Origin of the sequence: Streptomyces inusitatus, assembly GCF_014651115.1 — a bacterium.
In the GTDB taxonomy this organism is placed as follows: Bacteria; Actinomycetota; Actinomycetes; order Streptomycetales; family Streptomycetaceae; genus Streptomyces; species Streptomyces amakusaensis.
In genome coordinates, this window is sequence record NZ_BMWG01000005.1 from 149,778 (window position 1) to 168,246 (window position 18,469).

Sequence of the window (18,469 nt, forward strand, 5' to 3'; positions counted from 1 at the left end):
GCCGTGACAAAACATGGTCCGTGTGTGCGGTGCGATTTTGATCCGACTTCGAGGGAGTCGCCGCCCGCCACTCCGCGCACCCACCAGAACAACGGACGGGCGTCCCTGACCCTACGACACCTCACCCGGCGACATCACGGACAGGTGTCCGCCTCCGGGGCGAGTCGAGCGCGCCGGTCACCCACGTCGCCGCACCACGCGCTTCTCGTCCCACACCGGCTCCGGGGACTCGTAGATGGCACCGTCGGAGCCGAAGACCAGGAACCGGTCGAAGTCCCGGGCGAACCAACGGTCGTGGGTGACCGCGAGCACGGTTCCCTCGAAGCCTCGGAGCGCGTGTTGCAGCGCCTCGGCGGAAACGAGGTCAAGGTTGTCGGTGGGTTCATCCAGCAACAGCAGTGTCGTGCCGCCGAGTTCGAGAAGGAGGATCTGGAAACGCGCCTGCTGTCCCCCGGAAAGAGATTCGAAGGTCTGCTCCGCCGCACCGGCCAGCTCGTATCGGGCGAGCGCCCGCGAAGCCTCCTCGCGCGGCAACCCCTCCCGGCGCTCGTCGCCGCGGTGCAGGATGGACACCAGCGTGCGCCCTGCGAGATCGGGCCGTCCGTGGACCTGAGCGAACCATCCCGGACGTACTCTCGCGCCCAGGCGCGCCACACCCTCGTGCGACACCGGTTCGACCGGAAGGTCGCCCACCGGCTCGTGTTCGGGCTCGGGGACACTGCCGCCGGCGGCGAGCAGCCGCAGGAAATGCGACTTGCCCGAACCGTTGGACCCGAGCACCGCGATCCGGTCCTCGAACCAGACCTCAAGATCGAACGGCTTCATCAGACCGGTGAGTTCGAGGCTTTCACAGACCACGGCACGCTTGCCGGTACGTCCGCCGCGCAGCCGCATCGACAGATGCTGTTCGCGTGGCTGCGCGGGGGGCGGCCCCGCCTTCTCGAACCTTTCGAGCCGGGTCTGGGCGGCACGGTACCTGGAGGCCATGTCCGAGTTGTAGGAGGCCTTCTGCTTGTACATCAGCAGGAGGGCCTTCAGCTTGGCGCGCTCCTCGTCCCAGCGGTTGCGCATTTCGTCGAAGCGCTCGAACCGCTCCACCCTGGCCCGGTGGTAGGTGTCGAACCCCCCGGGGTGGATCCAGGCGGTGTTGCCCGCCGCGCCGAGCTCGACCGTGACGATGCTCTGTGCCGTACGGGCGAGCAACTCACGGTCATGACTGATGTAGAGGACGGTCTGCTGAGTCTCGATCAGGCGGTCCTCAAGCCACCGCTTGCCCGGAACGTCGAGGAAGTTGTCCGGCTCGTCGAGCAGAAGCACCTGATCGGGGCCACGCAGCAACGCCTCAAGCACAAGCCGCTTCTGCTCGCCGCCCGAGAGTGTGTCCACCGCACGCCGCTGGCACCGGTCGAAGGGCATGCCGAGCGCCTCCGTGGTACACACGTCCCACAGCACCTCGGCGTCGTATCCGCCGGCATCGCCCCATTCGGCCAACGCGTTGGCGTACGCCATCTGCGCCGCGGTGCCCCCGCTCGTCTCCATGGCCGCTTCCGCCGTGTCGACGGTCGCCGCGGCGCGTCGGATTCGCGGATCCGCCACCGATAAGAGCAGATCACGGACCTGGTCACCCTCGCGGGCGATGAACTGTCGCATGACGCCGAGGCTTCCGCTCCGGTTCACCGCTCCGCCATGAGGTGCCAGATCCCCTGCGATCATCCGCAGCAACGTGGTCTTGCCGGATCCGTTGGCGCCGATGAGCGCGGCCTTCGCCCCCTCGCCGACCCGAAACGAGATCTCATCGAGCAGCATCCGGCCGTCCGGCAGGCTGTAAGAAATAGAGTTCACATCGATATATCCCACGGACGGGACAGTATCACATCCGTGATACGATGTACTCCAGCTTCACATCACCTCACGCTCACACCCCTTCATCAACTCGATGATGCCCTCCGCCGCATAATCGATCTTCCTGAAGCTCTGGCTGGGGTGGATTTACGATCTCAGCCATGCGGAATAATTCCGATCCGGTAATCGAGGCCCTCGAAGGCGGATTTCGGAGCGGCCGCCTTCACCAGCGTCTCGGCGTACTCCGCCTCCGGGTCCGACAGCAGTGTGATGGCGCCTCCGACTCCGAACGACGCGGAGTCCTTCTCAAGGACGAGGGTCCTGATCACCACACTCAAGTCGGCGCGCCCATTGAGGGACACCCATCCAAGGACGCCGGCGTAGATACCTCGCGGTTCCTCCTCCAGAGCAGCCAGAATCTCCATGCTGCGCAACTTCGGCGCACCGGTCATCGAGCCGGGCGGAAAGGCCATGCGGATGCAGTCGACCGCCGCGACATCCTGCCGGAGCTTCGACTCGACAGTACTCACCATCTGGTGCACCGATGCGAAGGTGTGCACGCCGAACAGCTCCACAGGACGCACCGATCCGACCTCGGAGACGCGGCTGAGATCGTTCCGCATCAGATCGACGATCATGAGATTCTCGGCCACCTCTTTCTCGTCGGTCGCGAGCTCCCGCTTCAGCGCTGCGTCCTCGGCCGCCGTGGCACCGCGCCGACGTGTTCCCTTGATGGGGCTCACGCGCACGGACCGGTCGCCTCCGATGGTCATGAACCTCTCCGGCGACGCGGACAGCACGGAGAACTCCGAATTCCGAAGGAACGCACCGTAGGGAACCGGACTGGCTGTGCGCAGACGAGCGTAAGTCTCGGCAGCGTCGAACTCACCCGCTATGGAAGCGGAGTTCGTCAGGCAGAGTTCGTAGGAGTCTCCGCTGGCCAGGTAGTCCTGGCACTTCAGGATCTTCGCCAGGTACGTCTCCTTGCTGTCCCGGAAGGCAACCTCCACCGACTCTCCGGGCGGCATCCGCTCCATGCGGCCGGGAGGCTCGGAGATGACCTTGCGCACCGTGTGCGAAGCGCTCTCGAACCATGCCTGCGCATCGGCGTGTTTCCCGAGCCCGCGGCCGGCTGCGAACAGCAGGTAGACCTTGTCCTCCAGGTGGTCGACGACCACATAGCGATCGGTGAGCAGAAAGCGGGCATCGGGAAGCCGAGAGTGCCGGGAAACGACCATCTCCTCGGTGTCCGCCCTCAGTTCGTATCCGAAGTAGCCGACAAAGCCCGGCCTGAACTCGAACGGCAGCTCTTCCTCCCTGTCCACACTGAGGAGGCGCTGCTGATCCTTCAGGAAAGTGAACACATCGACATCGGCATACCGCACCGAACCATCAGAATCCGTCACCTTGACGCGCTGTTCGGCCACGCGGTAGCTCACGGTTTTTGAGTGGGCGTCAGGCAGCCCGCCGATGATGGAGAACCGCGCCTGGCCGGTATCGGAGCTGTCGAGCCAGAAGCTCTCGGTCGACAGCCCGCAGAACGCTTTGAACAGCGCCTGCCCGTCGGCCTTCCCCTCTACGCACACCCATGTGCAGTTGATCGCATCCTTGCGGTCCGCAGGATTGGCCGCTGTGTTCCTGCTCTCTGTGACGATCTCGGCGAAGTTGCGCAAGAGAAGCCGTCCGTCGTCGCTGAGAACCGACTCCGGGTGGAACTGAACGCCCCAGACCAGCCTGCCACTGTGCCGGATCGCCATGGGGACGCCATCCTCGTCCTCGGCAATGACCTCCAACGGCTCTTCCACTCCTGAGAGAGCCAGGGAGTGGTACCGAACCGCAGTGAACTCCTCACCCATTCCGCGGAACAGACGGTCTTCACCGCGGCTGATCCGGGACGGCCTCCCATGCATGATCGTGGGCGCCGGCCCGACCTTCGCCCCGTAGACGCTGCCGATGAGCTGATGCCCGAGGCAGACACCGAGAATCGGCAGGTCCACGGACGTCACAATAGTGCGTGATATCCCCACGTCAGCAGGTACATCGGGACTTCCGGGCCCCGGCGATATTACTACGCCATCGAAATCCTCCAAGGGGACGGATTCCAGTGGGACATCGTTCTTGACAACCACACATTCAACATCCGGGAGCTCGCTCAGATACATCCAGATGTTATAGGTGAAGGAATCATAGTTGTCGACAAGAAGGATACGGATCATCGGACCATTCCATGGTTTCCATTACCGGACACAGAGCTCAGCTTATGCCTCATGATCTTTCCACTGCTGGTGCGTGGAATCTCCGAAACCAACGTCCACTGTTTGGGAATTCGAAAAGGATCCAGGTCTCGGCGAAGTTGCTCCCGCAGCGCGGCAAAGGACCCTTCCGGCTCACCGGTCGACGGATTCATCACGACGAGGGCGGACAGCGTGGAGACATCGTCGACCAGGGGTGCGAGTACGGCGCAGTCCTCGACGCCGGCACAGCCCCTGATGGCAGATTCGATCTCCACCGCCGACATGGAGATTCCACCGGCATGTACAAAGTCGTCCGTGCGTCCGACGACCACCAGGCCGCCGTTGTCGGCCCAGTACCCGAAGTCCTTCGTCTCCAGCCAGCCGTCGACCAGTAGCTCTTGCGTCCCGTTCACCGTGACCGCATGGCTCGGAATGGTCGGCCCGGTGACCCACACCGCGCCGACCTTCTGTTCCGGTCCGGCCGCCGGGAGAGGGCGACCTGAGTCGCTCCGCAACTGCACCGCATAGCCGGGGCAGACGAAACCGGCGGTTCCCGCGGCCCGGCGCCTCACCCCGTTCGCACAGAAGGCGTTGCCCACTTCCGTGGAGCCGATCTGGTTCAGCACCGGGACCTGCCAGCGGTCCTCCAGCCGCTCCGCGACAGCGTCGGGGAGCGGCTCCCCGGCGGACACGATGGCTCGCAGCGCCGCCGGGCGTTCGACGGCCGAACTCTCGATGTGGTCGGCGAGCTTGGCGAGCGCCGACGGAACGGAGAATGCCAGGGTGGCTCCGTACCGGCGCAGGGATTCGACGAATTCCTCTTCGTTCCTGCGTTGCCTGTTCAGCACGACCGACGCGCCGCTGAAAAGCGGATAGACGAACTGATTGTTGAACCCGTAAGTGAAATAGTATTGCGAGATCGAGACGATGGTGTCGGCCGCTTGTACGTCCAAGCCGTTCTTGCCGGCCACTGCTTCGTGGAAGAAGTTCAGGTCGGCACTGGTATGCGCCACGGCCTTCGGAGTTCCGGTCGTGCCCGAGCTGTACAGGTAGTACCGAGAGGGCGCCTGCCCCTCCCCGCGACCGCGAGGGGCAGGCGGAGTCCGGGAGTTGGGGCCCTCGATGTGCAGTGTGCCGTCGCGGTACGAGATGATGAATCTGGTGGGCAGAATTCCCAGCATCCTTGATTGCACGTGCGCCGCCAGGTCCGGATTTACCACCAGCGGAACTGCGCCGATGGCATGCGCCGCAAGAAAGGCAGGCATCCATTCGGGCCGGTCGCCCACCAGGAGCCCGACATGATCACCTGAAACGATGCCATGGTCCAGAAATTCTTCGGCGATTTCACGGGCGCGAGCATGGATTTCTCCGTGCCGATGGACTTCACCCGTTTTTTCGTCTATGACAGCGGCCGTATCCGTCCAGCCGCCCTCCTCGGCCAGCCGCGCGGCCAAAATAGATGTATCGCTGAACACAACTCTCCCCGCTTCCCTGGATATACCCTGGTACGGACTGAATCAGCCGAGCTCAGCCGGCGCCGTTCTTAACGAGCAAGGGCCGTTTCTATGGAATCGGTCAGGGTGAAGTGCCTCGTCCAGCCGAGGTGTGATTCCGCACGTGAGATGTCGGCGCGCTGCCACCGCGACCCGATGCGCAGTCCTTCGGAACCCCGCTCGAACCGATAGGGGATCCCGGTCCGCGCCGCGAAGGCGTCGAAGAGCTGCCTGATGCTCGTCGCGGTCCCGGACGCCGCGTTGTAAGCGGCCACCGTCGGCCCCGGGCGGGCCGCGGCCAGGCTCACCAGACCCGCGACGTCTCTGACATCGATCAGATCCCGCGCCGTCTCCGGGAACGGAACGTTCGCCACCACCTGGTCCGATCCCGCCTCCTCCGCGGCTCGGTACAGCCCGACCGCGGAGGCCCAGATCCCGTTCGTACCATGGCCCGCGCCAATCACGTTGAAGGCACGGATCAGCGTCAGCGGCCTGTTCATCCGATAGGCCGCGCGGACCAGGTGGGAGGCTCCCGCGCTCTTGGACTTCCCGTACGCCGTCAGGGGAGCCAGAGCGGTCGATTCACTCACCCGGACGCCCGGGGTGGTGTCACCGTACTCGTGCGACGACCCGAGGTGCAGAATCGATTCTGTCGTCCCCGACCGTTCGCATGCTTCCGCGAGGCGGCACGGCCACACAACGTTGTCCCGGCGCACCACCGAAGGGTCGGTCGACCAGGCGGCGCCAACGGCATTGACGATCACGGCGGGGCCGCAGTGCCGCAGGAATCGGGACAGCTCAAGAGACGACCAATCGTCTCCGGAGTAGTAGGGGCCGCCGACGTCTCCAAGGCCGCCCGTCGCCCGCCCGTACCGGTCCACCTCTATGCAGTGCCACCCGTCCGCATCCAACGCCGCGGTTACACGGCTTCCGATGAACCCCTTGGCACCGAAGACGACTACGGTCCTGGCCATGCCGCCCCGTCACTCCGCCACTCCGTGCGGGCCGTATCGAGTACGGCCTCCGCGGCCGTCTTCGCGCCGTCCGCCCCCACTTTCGCCACAAGGCCCGTCCAGATGTCGGCAGGAAGCGCCAGGCACTCCGGGATCGTTTTCTCCAGCTGTGCCCGGATGGACAGACGCGTGGTGTCCGAGCGTCGGCGAAGACCGTCCGCGATCGCCTGGTAGACGTAGTCATTCCCGGCCGCCTCGGTTTCCGCGGCCTTCCGCACTGCCACCGCCTCGTCGACGACGTCAGTGGGCCACTTCACCCCGGTGTGGGCTCCGGTCGCCATCCTGTGGATCTCCGCCTGCTGGAACCCGGAGACGTTCTGCGGTGGCAGACGAATCAGCGGCGTCCCGCAGGAGCTTGCCTCCAGCAGGCTCATCAGCCCCGGCTGGCTGAGGCAGAGCGCGCTTTCCGCGATACGTGTGCGGTACTCGGTGCGGGCCAGCGGACCGAAGCTGAATTCCATGTGCCCCGCGTACGGGGCGACGAGGGCGTCCAGATCCGCTTGTGGCGTGTTGGCGGCTATGAGGACGCTCTCGAAACCGGTTTCGATCAGCGCCTCGATGGTTCCCGGGAGTACCAGGGACGGGTAGGTCGTGGTGTCCCGGGTGGCCAGCCCGAGCATTCCGCCGAGGGTGACGATGGCTTTCCGATTTCCCTCCGCGTATCCATGGGCGTGCCGCGTCGTGGCCGGCGACTCCCATGGAACCACCGCGCCGATCCACTGCAGATTGTGGATGCTCCGCATCCAGTCGAGGGTCTGCGGGGACAGGCCCGGGAGCCTCAGAGCGAGATAACGGCTCACCTCCAGCGGTGGCACGGCAAGGTCCGCGCCGTGCCACAGGAAGGGCATGAGGTCGACGAAGACGGTGCGCACACCCGCTGCTTCGAAAGCGCGGGCCGCGAACCCGTCCAGCGTCACCAGTGCCACGTCGAGGTCCTTCGCGGCTGCCGCCCGCGTCAAATCCTCATAGTCCGAGGAGTCGAAATCGCACCAATCGTCGACGACGTTCCGCATGAGGGACCGTCCGTACTCGCTCCCGAAGGCGACGACTTGGCATTCCCCGGGCGCAGTCCGCCGGATCTCGCTGATGACGGTCTCCAGTGCGGCATGTGGCCCCCAGCCGAAATTCACGCCCAGGATGCCGATCCGGACACCGCCAGGGGCCGTGCTCGACACGTTCACCCCACTCCTTCCAACGAGCGGAACTTCAGTGCGCGCTCAACCTCCGGGCTCTCCCAGAAACGGTCCGACCGCCGGTGCTTCGCACCGAGGTCGAGCGCCAGGGAACACGCCTTCTCCACGACCGCCGGACTGCCCAGGTCTCCTTCGACCACTTCCAGTTCGAGCAGGGTGCCCATACCCCTCAGCATGGAGGAGAGCGCGCCGAAGGACGTGGTGACCAGGACCGTGGGCAGACGGATCGAGGCCGCGTACCCCAGCTCGAAGGCCACTCCGGCCGAAGGTTCATCGCCGACGAGCGCACACAGGCTGTCGGACGCGTGCAGGGCTCGGAGATCGTCCCGCATACAGTCCTCGGGCGGCAGCCCCGCGGCGCCCCACTCCTCGTTCAGATGGGAGCTGAAGACCGAGGCTCCCAACTCGGAGAGCCGTGTGTGATGACTGAGAATTTCAGCCTTCCGCTCCGGCAGGAAAACATTCTCACGCACATAGTTTCCGAAAGGTGCCGCAAGGAACACCTTCGGGCGGTGGGCAAGGGAACTGCTCATACACTGACCGCCTTCACTACGATACTTCCGCCGAATCGGCCGCGCTCCTGACCCGTCACATAATCCCGGAAGCCGATTTTCGCGGCCTTGAGCCCGGACTCCCGAAGCATCCGGGCAACTTCGGACGGGCTGAACAGATGAACCGGGGTTTGCAGAACCTCGTCGCCGTTTCGGTACGCCGCCGTGAAATCACCGCCGCCGGGTAGCACACGGTCCCTCGCCATGTTCCGGATCACACTGAGTGGACCATAAGTGGCCGCATTGTAACGGTTGTTGACATCGAAGATGAATACACCGTCGGGCTTCATAAGACTTCTGACCTGCTTCAGTGCCGGTATTAGCTGCGCCTTGGGGATATGCCCCAGGACATTCGAAAGACAGGTCACCAGATCGAAGCGGTCAGAAAGTTCTCCCGGCAGCTCGGGCGCGCTGAGGGGAATCGCCAGCACCTGGGCGCTGGGGCAGTTGCGCTGGGCAAGAGCGGCCATATCGGGGCTCTCGTCAATGGCAGCGACGCGATCGGGGTGAATCGCCGAGATTATGCGTTGCAGGCGTTCACCGGTGCCGGTTCCCACGTCCAGCAGTGCGAGACCCCTCCGGTTCCCGGCTGCTGTGGCTATCTCTTTTTCGACCGCGCGGAAATACCCGGTATGGCGCTCCAAGTACGTTGCGTAGCCGCTTGAATAGGCGTCGTAGAACCGCTTCGACGTCACTGAGGTGGTCCGAGGTTCAGAACCCTGCGACATTCGTCTCCTAATTCCGGATGTATCCAAGGCAACTCTCGATGTCGAAGCGCCCCCAGTCCGCGGCATGCTCCAGTCCGGCGGCGACGGTTTCCTTCGGAAGGTCCCCGGTCGCCCGCAGCACAAAATCACACACCTTTCGCAACTCCGCGACCGGCACACCGCTGGACCAGGCCAGGTAGTAGAAGGCCCGGGCTCCGTGCCCGAGCGCGCGGAATTCCTCATCCGCCGTCGACAGCACCAGGTCCTCGATCTCCCGCGGCACTCGCCAGGCGTCGTCCAGGGTGGGGTTCCGTCCCGAGAGGACGGAGATCTCCTCCCACAGAGCGGCGGTGATCATGTCCCAGGGCACGAACTCCCGTGCCTGACCGGCCGCCGCCAGTTCCGCGTAGAGCGCCGTGTACTCCGATGCCAGCGAACGATTGGACAGACGCTCGGACAGAGGGCGGGCGGCCGCGACCAGGCGCTCCCGGGCCTCGGGGTCGAACCACAGGCTCCGCAGTGCCCGCGCGATCAGTCCGCCGTCCGGCGCGTCCACGTACAGCGCGCCCGACTCGCCTCCCAGGTACTCGCTGATGCCACCTGCCCGGGTGGCGATCACCGGACAACCGGCGGCCTGGGCCTCTACATTCACCAGGCCCCCGCCCTCTGACTTCGAGGCGACGACGGTGGCGAACGCGCCCTTCAGCAGGGAAGCCGCTTCCTCGATCGGCACCTCCCCGATGAAGTGCACACGGGAACCCAGACCGAGCCGGTCGGCGTACTCCTCCAGCGCGGCCCGCTCGCTGCCGTCGCCGGCCACGACGAGTTGGAGCTCCGGGATCTCGTCCTTCAGAAGACTGATCGCCTTGATCGTGCTGTCCACGGACTTGGCGGGTTCAAGACGTCGCAGCGACAGCACATAGGGCCCCAGGGCACCCGCACTCCGGTGGGGCTCCGCGGTGCTGAACAGTTCGTGGTCGATACCCACATAGAGCGTCGATACCGGTGCCCTTTCACCGACCAACAGCTCGGTCTGCCGCGCGAGGTCATCCGACGCCGCGTTCAGCAGGTCCGCCCTCCGCATGACCGGAAGAACGAAGTCCCGCCCGGTCAGCCAGACGAGCCGCGGGTCGGGATCGACCGCGTCGGGGATGTCGTAGCCGCCGACGGTCTGGATGACCGGCACGTGCCACAGGCAGGCCAGGAGCTCAGCCACCATCGGAAGCGGTCTGCGCAGGCCGACGACATGGATGACATCCGGCTTCCGCACACTTCGGATGAATTGATGCAGCTCGGCTGTCAACGCTTGAAAGTCGGAGGGCAGCACCGGATTGGGGACCCGGTGTATACGCACACCATTACGCACCTCTTCCTTCGGCGTGGTGTCGGGCACATGCCGCGTCAGTACGTCCACCTGGTGTCCACGTGCGACCAGCTCCGCTCCGAGCTGGTCGATGGGATCCTGCGCGCCACCAGTCACCGGGTAGTACACGCTGCACACGAATAGAATGTTCACTGGCTTCGACTCCTCGTCCTGCCAGGCCGGCCTTGCCGAGCTCAGCGGTTGGCCTTGTAGCGCTTCCCCTTCAAACCGTGAACCTCCTCCACCGGGAATCGGTCGATATTGACAGCCAGCTTCTTGTCCGCCGCCTCGATCAGGTCGAAGTCGCAGTAGCGCGCGAATCGAATCAGGTAGTTGAGGATGTCCGCGGCCTCGAAGGACACCTTGCTCTTGAAAGCCTTGTCGGTGCGGAGCAGCTCGACGATGTCGGACTCACTGAGCCACTGGAGTTCAGCCAGCAGCTCGCCGGCCTCGCCGCCGATCGCCATCCCCAGGCTGCGCGCCTCTTCGAGTTCGCCCCAGCCCCGGTCCTGAATAAATGTCAGAAAACGCTCGGTGTAGGCCTTCAAACGGTCGGAGTTGCGACCCAGATGAGTGGTCTCACCTGCGAGCCAACCCCACTGCGCGGCTACCTTTCCCGTGGAGTACGCTTCCGGAAGAAGCCCCTCCAGTGTCCACATCTCGCTCTGGAAGGCAGTCACCACTGCCGGATCCACATGCTGGTGCGTATACAGCTTGTGCGTACGGCCCTCGGCCCAGGACTGCGCGAACCTAAGGGTTTCCTGGAGCGCGCTCTGCGACGTTGCACTCAGCGGCATCAGCTTGACCGCGCCGCCTTTCTTCGGTCCGAACGCGACGACGGAACTGAGGGCTTCGGATGTGTAACCGAGAAATATCTCCTTATACTTGGACTCCACCTCGCGCGAATCCCGCCGTTCGTGCCCTGCCACCAGGGCTCGGACGAAGTCTTCGTCTATACCGTCGACAAAGGCATCCATACGGGAGGTCAGAAAATTTTCGAGCTCCTTGTACTTGGGCGGGGAGTACTCCTCGAATTTCAGCGGCTCCGGTACGGCGCGGTCCTCTTCGCTGTCGACGTCGTAGTAGATCGCGTGCTCCACGACACCTGGACGGTACTGGCTGTTCGACTGCGAACCGCATGTCCAGCCGCGGTTCAGATAGAACGTCTCGATCCAGGAACTCGGCTCGGCGACGGTGCCGTAGAGCTGTCGGATGCCACGCTCCTTCGCCACCTCGACGGACTTCGCGAGCAGCGCGGATCCGGCGCCGTTGGAGCCACGGAAGTCGGGGTTGACGATGAGCGGGCTGATCTTCATCGTGCCCTGGCGCTTTTCGGCTATGTTCATGACGCCGACCACTTCGCCGGCGGCTTCGGCGACGTAGACATGCTGAGTCTTCGAGAAGTGACCCACAGGATCCGCACCACCGCCGAGGTGTGCGTCGATGATGCGATCGGCCTGAGCGATGTGATCACCGTCGTAGTTCCGCCTGAGGGAACCGTGCAGAAGGCTCTGGATGACCGCCCGGTCCGCTTCTGTGGCGTCCCTGATGACGATCTTGTCGAGCTCTTCGGACGAAGGTTCGTTGGTGTCCGGCTGAATACTCAATTCCATCTCCCTGATGCGTGGCGGAAATTAAGCCAGTACTTTTCGACGGGCGATTGCGGCGTCAACCAGGCGGTCGGGGGTGCCTACGTCGAACCACCCGGCTTCCTCGGGAACAGCGACTGCGGTAAGACCTCCGTCATCTATGTAGGACTGAAGCAGCGATGTGACCTCCAGTTCCCCCCTGCGCGATGGGACGATGGACTCCAGCCTCTTCCATATCGAGCCGTCGAAAGAATAGAGACCTGTGCACACTTGCCCACTGCTATGCACATCAATCTTTTCCTGAACACTGACGACCGTTCCGTTCGCAATGCTCTCGACAACCCCGAAATCCTTTGTATTGGGGTGCTCGATCACCGCGACCGCAGCGCTGCATCCGGTTTCTTCGACCTGTGTGAGGATCTCTCCTGCCCAGGTCGAACTATGCACGTACAGAGTGTCACCGAGCGCAACGACGATATGTTCGTACCCTTCGGGTTCCAGGTGCTCCCGGGCACAGGCGATGGCGCCGGCGATTCCATTCGGCTCTTCTTGAACTACCGTCCGGATTTCAATGTCGGCGTATCCGAGCCAGGTCGGAATACTTTGGTAAATTTCTTTGTCCGCCGCGTTGCAGACAAGGACCAGAGTATCGACACCGCACTCTTCCATCACATCCATTGAGAATGCGATCGCCGGCCTGTCGTAAACCGGAAGGAGATGTTTGTTGACTACGCGTGTCGCCGGAAAGAGTCGGGATCCTGTTCCTCCCACCAGCACTATTCCGGCGACTCGTTCTTGGGCAGGGCTCGTTGCCCCCATTGCCTACCGCCTTCTGGCCCGCAGCGGGGCCGTGATCGATCTACGGTCGAAAGGTGTGGCTACGCGAAAGTGGTTGCGGTTACGCGAAAGTAGTTGCGGTTACGCGAAAGTAGTTGCGGTTACGCGAAAGTGGTTGCGGTTACTTCTCCCAGCGCGGCGATGCGGCGCAGAATGGCCGGACAGTCGACCAGCCCCGCCGTCTCCGAGTCCCGCAGGTGCCTCATGCCCGCGGTCAGGCATGACCGCGTCGCGTTGGTGGGCTCGGAGGTCGCGACGACGGTCGGCTCTTCTCCGTCCGCCTCTCTCATGACGACCAGGCCCGGAGCGTCCACCCGCGGCGAGAACACACGGAGCAGTTCCAGACGCCGGTAAGGGTCCGCGACGACGACACTGTTGGCGTAGGAGTCACCGATGGCCCACGAGCCGGTGTAGGTGAAGGTCCGCCCGCCGGTCGATCGCCTCGTGATCGCCGCGCCGCCGTCGGTCTCCGAGTCCCCGAACAACAGCGCTCCGATGTCGAGATCTTCCGCGACGGCACCGAGCCGCACCAGCGCGTCGACACAGTAGGTCCCCAGGTCCGCGGCGGCGCCTCCGTGCCGAGGGCGCCGGCGGAAGTCCGTCGGTTCTCGTCCCGGTATGCGGAACACCGCGGACACGGACACGGAGTCCGCCCAGTCCTCGTCGTGCACCCGGGTGAGGAAGTCGGTCCAGCCAGGATGGTAGGGGTAGGAAAGGCACTCGAAGACTGTGCGGTCGCAGGCGCGAGCCATCGAGTCCAGCTCGCGGACCTCCGTGGCCGCCAGTGAGACCGGCTTCTCCACCAGCACGTGTTTCCCGGCGGTCAGAGCGGCCCGGCAGTCGTCGAAATGACGGCCGGTCGCGCTGGAGACATAGACCACGTCGACGTTCGGACAGGCCAGGACCGCCTCCCGGTCCATGAACTCGATCCCGTCGTTCGGCAAGGCCGAGCGAGTGCCCCGCGGATGATCGGTCCCCACGAGGAGGGGACCCTGCGTACCGTTGAGCTCCCGGAGCAGTGGAGCGGTCCTCCGGCTCAGATAATCGGAATTCCCCAGCGCCGCGATCACGGTTTCAGAGTTCCGCTCACGATGAGGCCTTTGATCATCGTGAGACAGGTGCGCAGCTCGACGCTGAGCCGATCACCGTGCTGGCCAAGCGCCTCCAGCTCTCTCAAGGGGGTCCACCGGCCGGCCGGCTGCTGCTCGGCGGCATCGGGGAGCAGCCCCAATTGATAGGTGGCGATGGCGCCGCGGAACCGGCCGCCCTCCTCGGCGTGTACAGCAGAGTGGATTTCTCGGCAGCGGACCAGACCCGACGATTCCTCGACCATCGATCGGCGGCGCGATTCCGTGGTGTGGTCCGCGATATCGCCTCGCTGAAACCGCGCCTCAAGGCTGGGCCCACGGAGGGACCCGATCCGGACTCGTTCCGAGACGAGCAACTCCGGGCCGCTGGAACCGGGCCGGACCAGCAGCGTGCACTGACCCATGCCGACCGGCGCCAACAGTGGCTGATCCCAGGACGCGACCTCACGGCCCTGTCCTTCGACACGACAGCCCACGATGGAGAAGAACCGGCGCTGCCGGTGCTCGATGCTGTCCGCTATTTGCCAGTGCGACAGGCTGTCCAGTGGTACGAGTTCGGGGTTCGAGCCCGGAGACGTGGAGTCTTGTCCGTGCGGTACGTGCGGTAGCGGTCCGCTCGTCACCGGGGCAGGGGCGTCCGGGGACATCATGGCCTCCAGTGGCCACATGGACAGGACCGATCGCAGATCCATATTGAGAAGGCGGCTTTCCAACGCAGCCTTCAGCAGAACCGGTATCGGTACCCAACTACTTTCTGGGACGGTCCGAGCAATATCGATGGCTTCCCGTTCATCGAGCAGGACTATACGATTCCGGTTCACCTTTCCGAGAAACCACGACTCCTGTTCGCGCTGCACAGAATCGGCAAGTGTGCACACCTCTTCCGACAGTGCGATTTCAACGGCCGGAACCTGGCTTCCGCCATGCGCGGCTTCGTAGTTGCTGCGCGTTGCCTGCACAGTGGGTGCAACTTCAATTCCGTCCGGAGTGCCTGGCTCAAATTTAAAGGTGATCAGACCGTGGAATTGCCCTTCAAACTGTGCGACAAAAAGGCACAGCATTCCGACTTCACTCTGCTCGACGAGCGGCTGTTCGACCGTATGATTCGTGCCCGACAGATGTCTTGCGCCAATGATCCGGAAGAATCGGCCTGTCTCGTGCGCCAATGCTCCATCTTCTCCGATGGACCATGACCGCAATTCAGTCAAGGGAACGAGAAAAGCACGCGCAGTCAGCGAACTACGCCGACGCAGGCACTCCGAGCGCAGATCCCGTACTGTATCGATCACCCTGATCGCCGGTTTTACGGATGCCACGTGTACTCCCCATCGTGTACGCGTTCATGCCACGCATTCGATCAGCCGGTCGCAGACGTAGTCGACCTCTTCGAGACTGATCAGCGGATGGATGGGGAGGCAGATGACATCTCGGGAAAAACGCTCGGCCACAGGCGTAGGGCGGCTGGCGCCGATCGGAAATTCACCGAGCGGCCTGAAGTAGATTTCAGATTCGATTCCAGCGGAATCGAGCTCCTTCCGCACCCGCTCCCGATCCTTGACCAGAACGGGCACGGCGAAGCCCCCGGACCGATCGGAGTCATCGGCTTCCCGCACAAGCTCCACCGGGGAGCCGGCCAGTCGCTCCCGGTAGCGACGCACGATTGACCTGCGCTTTTGCAGCTTGCTCTGCAACCCTTCGAGCTGCGCGAGACCGATCGCCGCCATGATGTCGCCCATGTTGTACTTGAATCCCAACTCGGGGATGTCGTAGGGGTTCCCCCAGGATCGGGCACCCGTATCGATTCCGAGTCTGCGCAGTCGCTTCGCCCGCTCCGCAGAGGCAGCATCGGGGAAGGTCACACATCCGCCTTCACCGACAGCAAGAGATTTCGTCGCATGGAAAGAATACGCTTGAATATGTGGCGACTCGCTCATCGGGCGTCCCCGCCACATCGAACCGATGGCGTGAGCACAGTCCTCGACGACCGTCACTTCATATTTTTTGGACAGCTCGTTCAACCCTGCTATATCGCAAGGGATTCCCGAGTAGTGGACGGCTATAATGGCGCTGACATCCGGCTCGGCCTCCAGGATTTCACGCACCGACTTCAGGTCGATGTTCCCCGTGGCGCGTTCAATATCTGCGAGAATCACCCGGCACTGATGCTGAAGTGCCACTGATGCTGTCGAAACAAATGTATTGGCGGGAACTATGACGGCGCTCCCCTTGGGCACTCCTGCCGCAACAAGCGCAAGATGGAGAGCTGCGGTTCCGGAGTTCACGGCGACTGGATGCTTGCCGAGTAAATCCGTGCTCGCCAGCTCCTGTTCAAACTTCTCGGTAACGGGACCGAGTCCGATCCAGCCGGATTCAAAAACCTCTCGGAGGCGGTCCAGCGAGGATTTCTCTACTTGCGGTCGGTACATTCTGATTTCGCTCTTCGGCGGGACATGCTGCGACACAACACACTCCCTTCACCGCTTCCGCGGGAATTATCCGGATCAAAATTTCAGCACCTGCGCACACAGCTGTGCGCCCGTCAACAGATTCCCCTTCAAGTCATCGCTGCCCAGCGAGGAGACCTCACTCTATATCGGCTGTGATAAAACGTAAAGCAATTGGCGTTGATTACAAGCCACAAGCCCGTGTGACCTGCAGCTATCCAACTGGCCAAGAGTGCCGCACAGCCCTCGGGACGCCGTCCGTACCCCCGACGGAGCGCACTGGACCGCCTCCCGGCGGCGTCGCGGAAGTGAAGCCCCGGTGAGGTCCGCGCGGGCTCAGGTTCCGCGGTGCGGGCGGAGCTTCGAGCGGGACTGGCCTCGGTCGGAGAAGGTACGAGCTCGGATTCCGGTTCGAGTGCGGCTCCGGCACCGGCTCCGCGGGCCTCGGCAAAGGCCGGGCAGGCCGAGGGCGGCCGCATCGTGGTGCGGCGGCCGTCCGGTCCTGATGTTCCGGCGGCTGCGGTCTCGCCGGCGATCGGCAGGTACGTCTGGGTGAGACGGCTTAGCACCGGGTGATACGCGGCGAGTTCGGCGCGGTCGATCGCCGCCAGGGCGGACGCCCACGCTCGCGTTCGTCGCGAACGCGGCGCCCATGCTCTTGGCCTGTCTCAGGGTGACGGGGGGGGGAATCCGGTTCTCGGCGCACCGGCCTCTTCGACCGATCGCCGCGCTCGCGCCTCGGACAACCGCCTGGCCCCGGCCGGCATGACGGCGACAACCGCGCGTACGGCGGCGACGGTGCTGAACATCTGCGGTCACCCGTGCTCAGCGCCGTACGCGGGGCATGCCCAGACCGATCCACGCGATGATCTCGCGCTGGATCTCGTTGTTGCCGCCGCCGAAGGTGAAGACCACGGAGGAGCGGTAGCCGCGTTCCAGCTCGCCGTGGAGGACGGTGGAGGCGGAGCCCTCTTTGAGGGGGCCGGAGGCGGCGAGGATCTCCATGAGCCAGCCGTAGGCGTCGCGGCGGGCCTCGGAGCTGTAGACCTTGACGGCGGAGGCGTCGTGAGGGGTGAGGGTGCCGTCCTCGACGGCGCTGACCATCTGCCAGTTGAGGAGTTTGAGGGCGTCGAGGCGGGTGTGGGCGCGGGCGAGGAGGGTGCGGACCCAGGAGAGGTCGATGACGCGGCGGCCGTCGGCGATCTTGGTGGCGGCGGCCCAGTCGCGGACGTCGCTGAGGGCGCGAATGGCTGTCGCGCCGTGGGCGGCGAGGGTGACGCGTTCATGGTTGAGCTGATGGGTGATCAGTCGCCAGCCCTCGTTCTCGGGGCCGACCCGGCGGGTGGCGGGGACGCGGATGTTCTCGTAGTGGCTCGCGGTGGTGTCGTGGGAGGCGAGGGTGTTGATGAGGGTGCAGGAGTAGCCGGGGTCGGTGGTCGGTACGAGGAGGATGCTGATGCCCCGGTGCGGGGGCGCGGCGGGGTCGGTGCGCACGGCGAGCCAGACCCAGTCGGCGGTGTCGCCGTTGGTGGTCCAGATCTTCTGGCCGTCGACGGTGTAGTGGCCGGTCAGCTCGTCGCCGGTGCGTACGGCGCGGGTCTTGAGGGCGGCGAGATCGGTGCCGGCCTCGGGTTCGCTGTAGCCGATGGCGAAGTCGATCTCACCGCTGAGGATCCGGGGGAGGAAGTGGGCCTTCTGCTCCTCGGTGCCGAAGCGCATGATCGTGGGGCCGACGGTGTTGAGCGCCATCAGGGGCAGCGGTACGCCCGCCTGGGCGGCCTCGTCGAAGAAGATGAACTGTTCCATGGGGCTCAGCCCGCCCCCGCCGTACTCCTTGGGCCAGCCCGCGCCGAGTCTGCCGTCGGCGCCGAGGCGGCGGATGGTGGCGCGGTAGAAGCGCTTCCGCTCGGCGGGGTCGGCGTGGCGGGCGTAGGCGTTCTCGGGCACGAGTTCGGCGAAGTACTCGCGCAGTTCGGCGCGGAGCCGCCGCTGTTCGGGTGTGTGGGCGAGGTGCACGGCCCCTCCAGAGTCTCGGTCCGTACCGGACGCGGCGCACACGGTAGAACGTGTTGCAAGAATCTGGAAGGGGCGGGGATCCGCGAACTCTCCGCCGGG

The 18,469-nt window shown here is 64.4% G+C and carries 14 protein-coding genes; all 14 read right to left on the reverse strand.

Annotated elements, in window-relative coordinates; translation table 11 throughout:
* Positions 1 to 177: 177 nt before the first annotated feature.
* The 14 genes from IE247_RS11865 to IE247_RS11930 all read right to left on the reverse strand — a co-directional run bounded on the left by IE247_RS11865 (position 178) and on the right by IE247_RS11930 (position 18,370).
* Positions 178 to 1,857 (reverse strand): ATP-binding cassette domain-containing protein, encoded by a 1,680-nt coding sequence (locus IE247_RS11865; RefSeq protein WP_190122983.1) that lies wholly within the window; start codon positions 1,855 to 1,857, stop codon positions 178 to 180.
* Between the two features lie 140 nt (positions 1,858 to 1,997).
* The gene (gene pabB / locus IE247_RS11870) at positions 1,998 to 4,058 is read right to left on the reverse strand and encodes an aminodeoxychorismate synthase component I (protein WP_190122984.1); all 2,061 of its coding nucleotides are present in this window, start codon (positions 4,056 to 4,058) and stop codon (positions 1,998 to 2,000) included.
* Positions 4,055 to 5,551, reverse strand: coding sequence for a class I adenylate-forming enzyme family protein (locus IE247_RS11875; RefSeq protein WP_190122985.1), 1,497 nt, complete (start codon positions 5,549 to 5,551; stop codon positions 4,055 to 4,057). The genes pabB and IE247_RS11875 overlap by 4 nt, the downstream gene beginning before the upstream one ends.
* Before the next feature lie 68 nt (positions 5,552 to 5,619).
* Positions 5,620 to 6,543 carry an NAD-dependent epimerase/dehydratase family protein gene (locus tag IE247_RS11880; protein ID WP_190122986.1) on the reverse strand — a complete coding sequence of 308 codons (924 nt, stop codon included), beginning with the start codon at positions 6,541 to 6,543 and terminating at the stop codon, positions 5,620 to 5,622.
* On the reverse strand, positions 6,528 to 7,757 hold the full coding sequence (locus IE247_RS11885) for a hypothetical protein (protein ID WP_190122987.1): 1,230 nt from the start codon (positions 7,755 to 7,757) through the stop codon (positions 6,528 to 6,530). Before IE247_RS11885 ends, IE247_RS11880 begins: the two co-directional genes overlap by 16 nt.
* Positions 7,758 to 7,759: 2 nt before the next feature.
* Positions 7,760 to 8,248, reverse strand: a complete 489-nt coding sequence (locus tag IE247_RS11890; RefSeq protein ID WP_190122988.1) for a nucleoside 2-deoxyribosyltransferase — start codon at positions 8,246 to 8,248, stop codon at positions 7,760 to 7,762.
* 56 nt (positions 8,249 to 8,304) lie between these two features.
* On the reverse strand, positions 8,305 to 9,021 hold the full coding sequence (locus IE247_RS11895) for a class I SAM-dependent methyltransferase (RefSeq protein WP_190122989.1): 717 nt from the start codon (positions 9,019 to 9,021) through the stop codon (positions 8,305 to 8,307).
* Between the two features lie 40 nt (positions 9,022 to 9,061).
* A complete protein-coding gene (locus IE247_RS11900; RefSeq protein ID WP_190122990.1) occupies positions 9,062 to 10,549 on the reverse strand; it encodes a glycosyltransferase family 4 protein in 1,488 nt (495 codons plus the stop codon).
* A 41-nt stretch (positions 10,550 to 10,590) separates the two neighbouring features.
* Positions 10,591 to 12,009: a GNAT family N-acetyltransferase gene (locus IE247_RS11905; RefSeq protein ID WP_190122991.1), complete on the reverse strand. Its 1,419-nt coding sequence runs from the start codon at positions 12,007 to 12,009 to the stop codon at positions 10,591 to 10,593.
* A gap of 21 nt (positions 12,010 to 12,030) precedes the next feature.
* Positions 12,031 to 12,804 (reverse strand): sugar phosphate nucleotidyltransferase, encoded by a 774-nt coding sequence (locus tag IE247_RS11910; RefSeq protein WP_190122992.1) that lies wholly within the window; start codon positions 12,802 to 12,804, stop codon positions 12,031 to 12,033.
* A 119-nt stretch (positions 12,805 to 12,923) separates the two neighbouring features.
* Positions 12,924 to 13,892, reverse strand: a complete 969-nt coding sequence (locus IE247_RS11915) for a Gfo/Idh/MocA family protein (RefSeq protein ID WP_373305542.1) — start codon at positions 13,890 to 13,892, stop codon at positions 12,924 to 12,926.
* Complete coding sequence (locus IE247_RS11920; protein ID WP_190122994.1) at positions 13,889 to 15,226, reverse strand: NDP-hexose 2,3-dehydratase family protein; 1,338 nt, start codon at positions 15,224 to 15,226, stop codon at positions 13,889 to 13,891. Before IE247_RS11920 ends, IE247_RS11915 begins: the two co-directional genes overlap by 4 nt.
* 24 nt (positions 15,227 to 15,250) lie before the next feature.
* A complete protein-coding gene (locus IE247_RS11925) occupies positions 15,251 to 16,372 on the reverse strand; it encodes a DegT/DnrJ/EryC1/StrS family aminotransferase (RefSeq protein WP_190122995.1) in 1,122 nt (373 codons plus the stop codon).
* A gap of 807 nt (positions 16,373 to 17,179) precedes the next feature.
* Positions 17,180 to 18,370, reverse strand: coding sequence for an acyl-CoA dehydrogenase family protein (locus tag IE247_RS11930; RefSeq protein WP_190122996.1), 1,191 nt, complete (start codon positions 18,368 to 18,370; stop codon positions 17,180 to 17,182).
* Between the last annotated feature and the right edge of the window lie 99 nt (positions 18,371 to 18,469).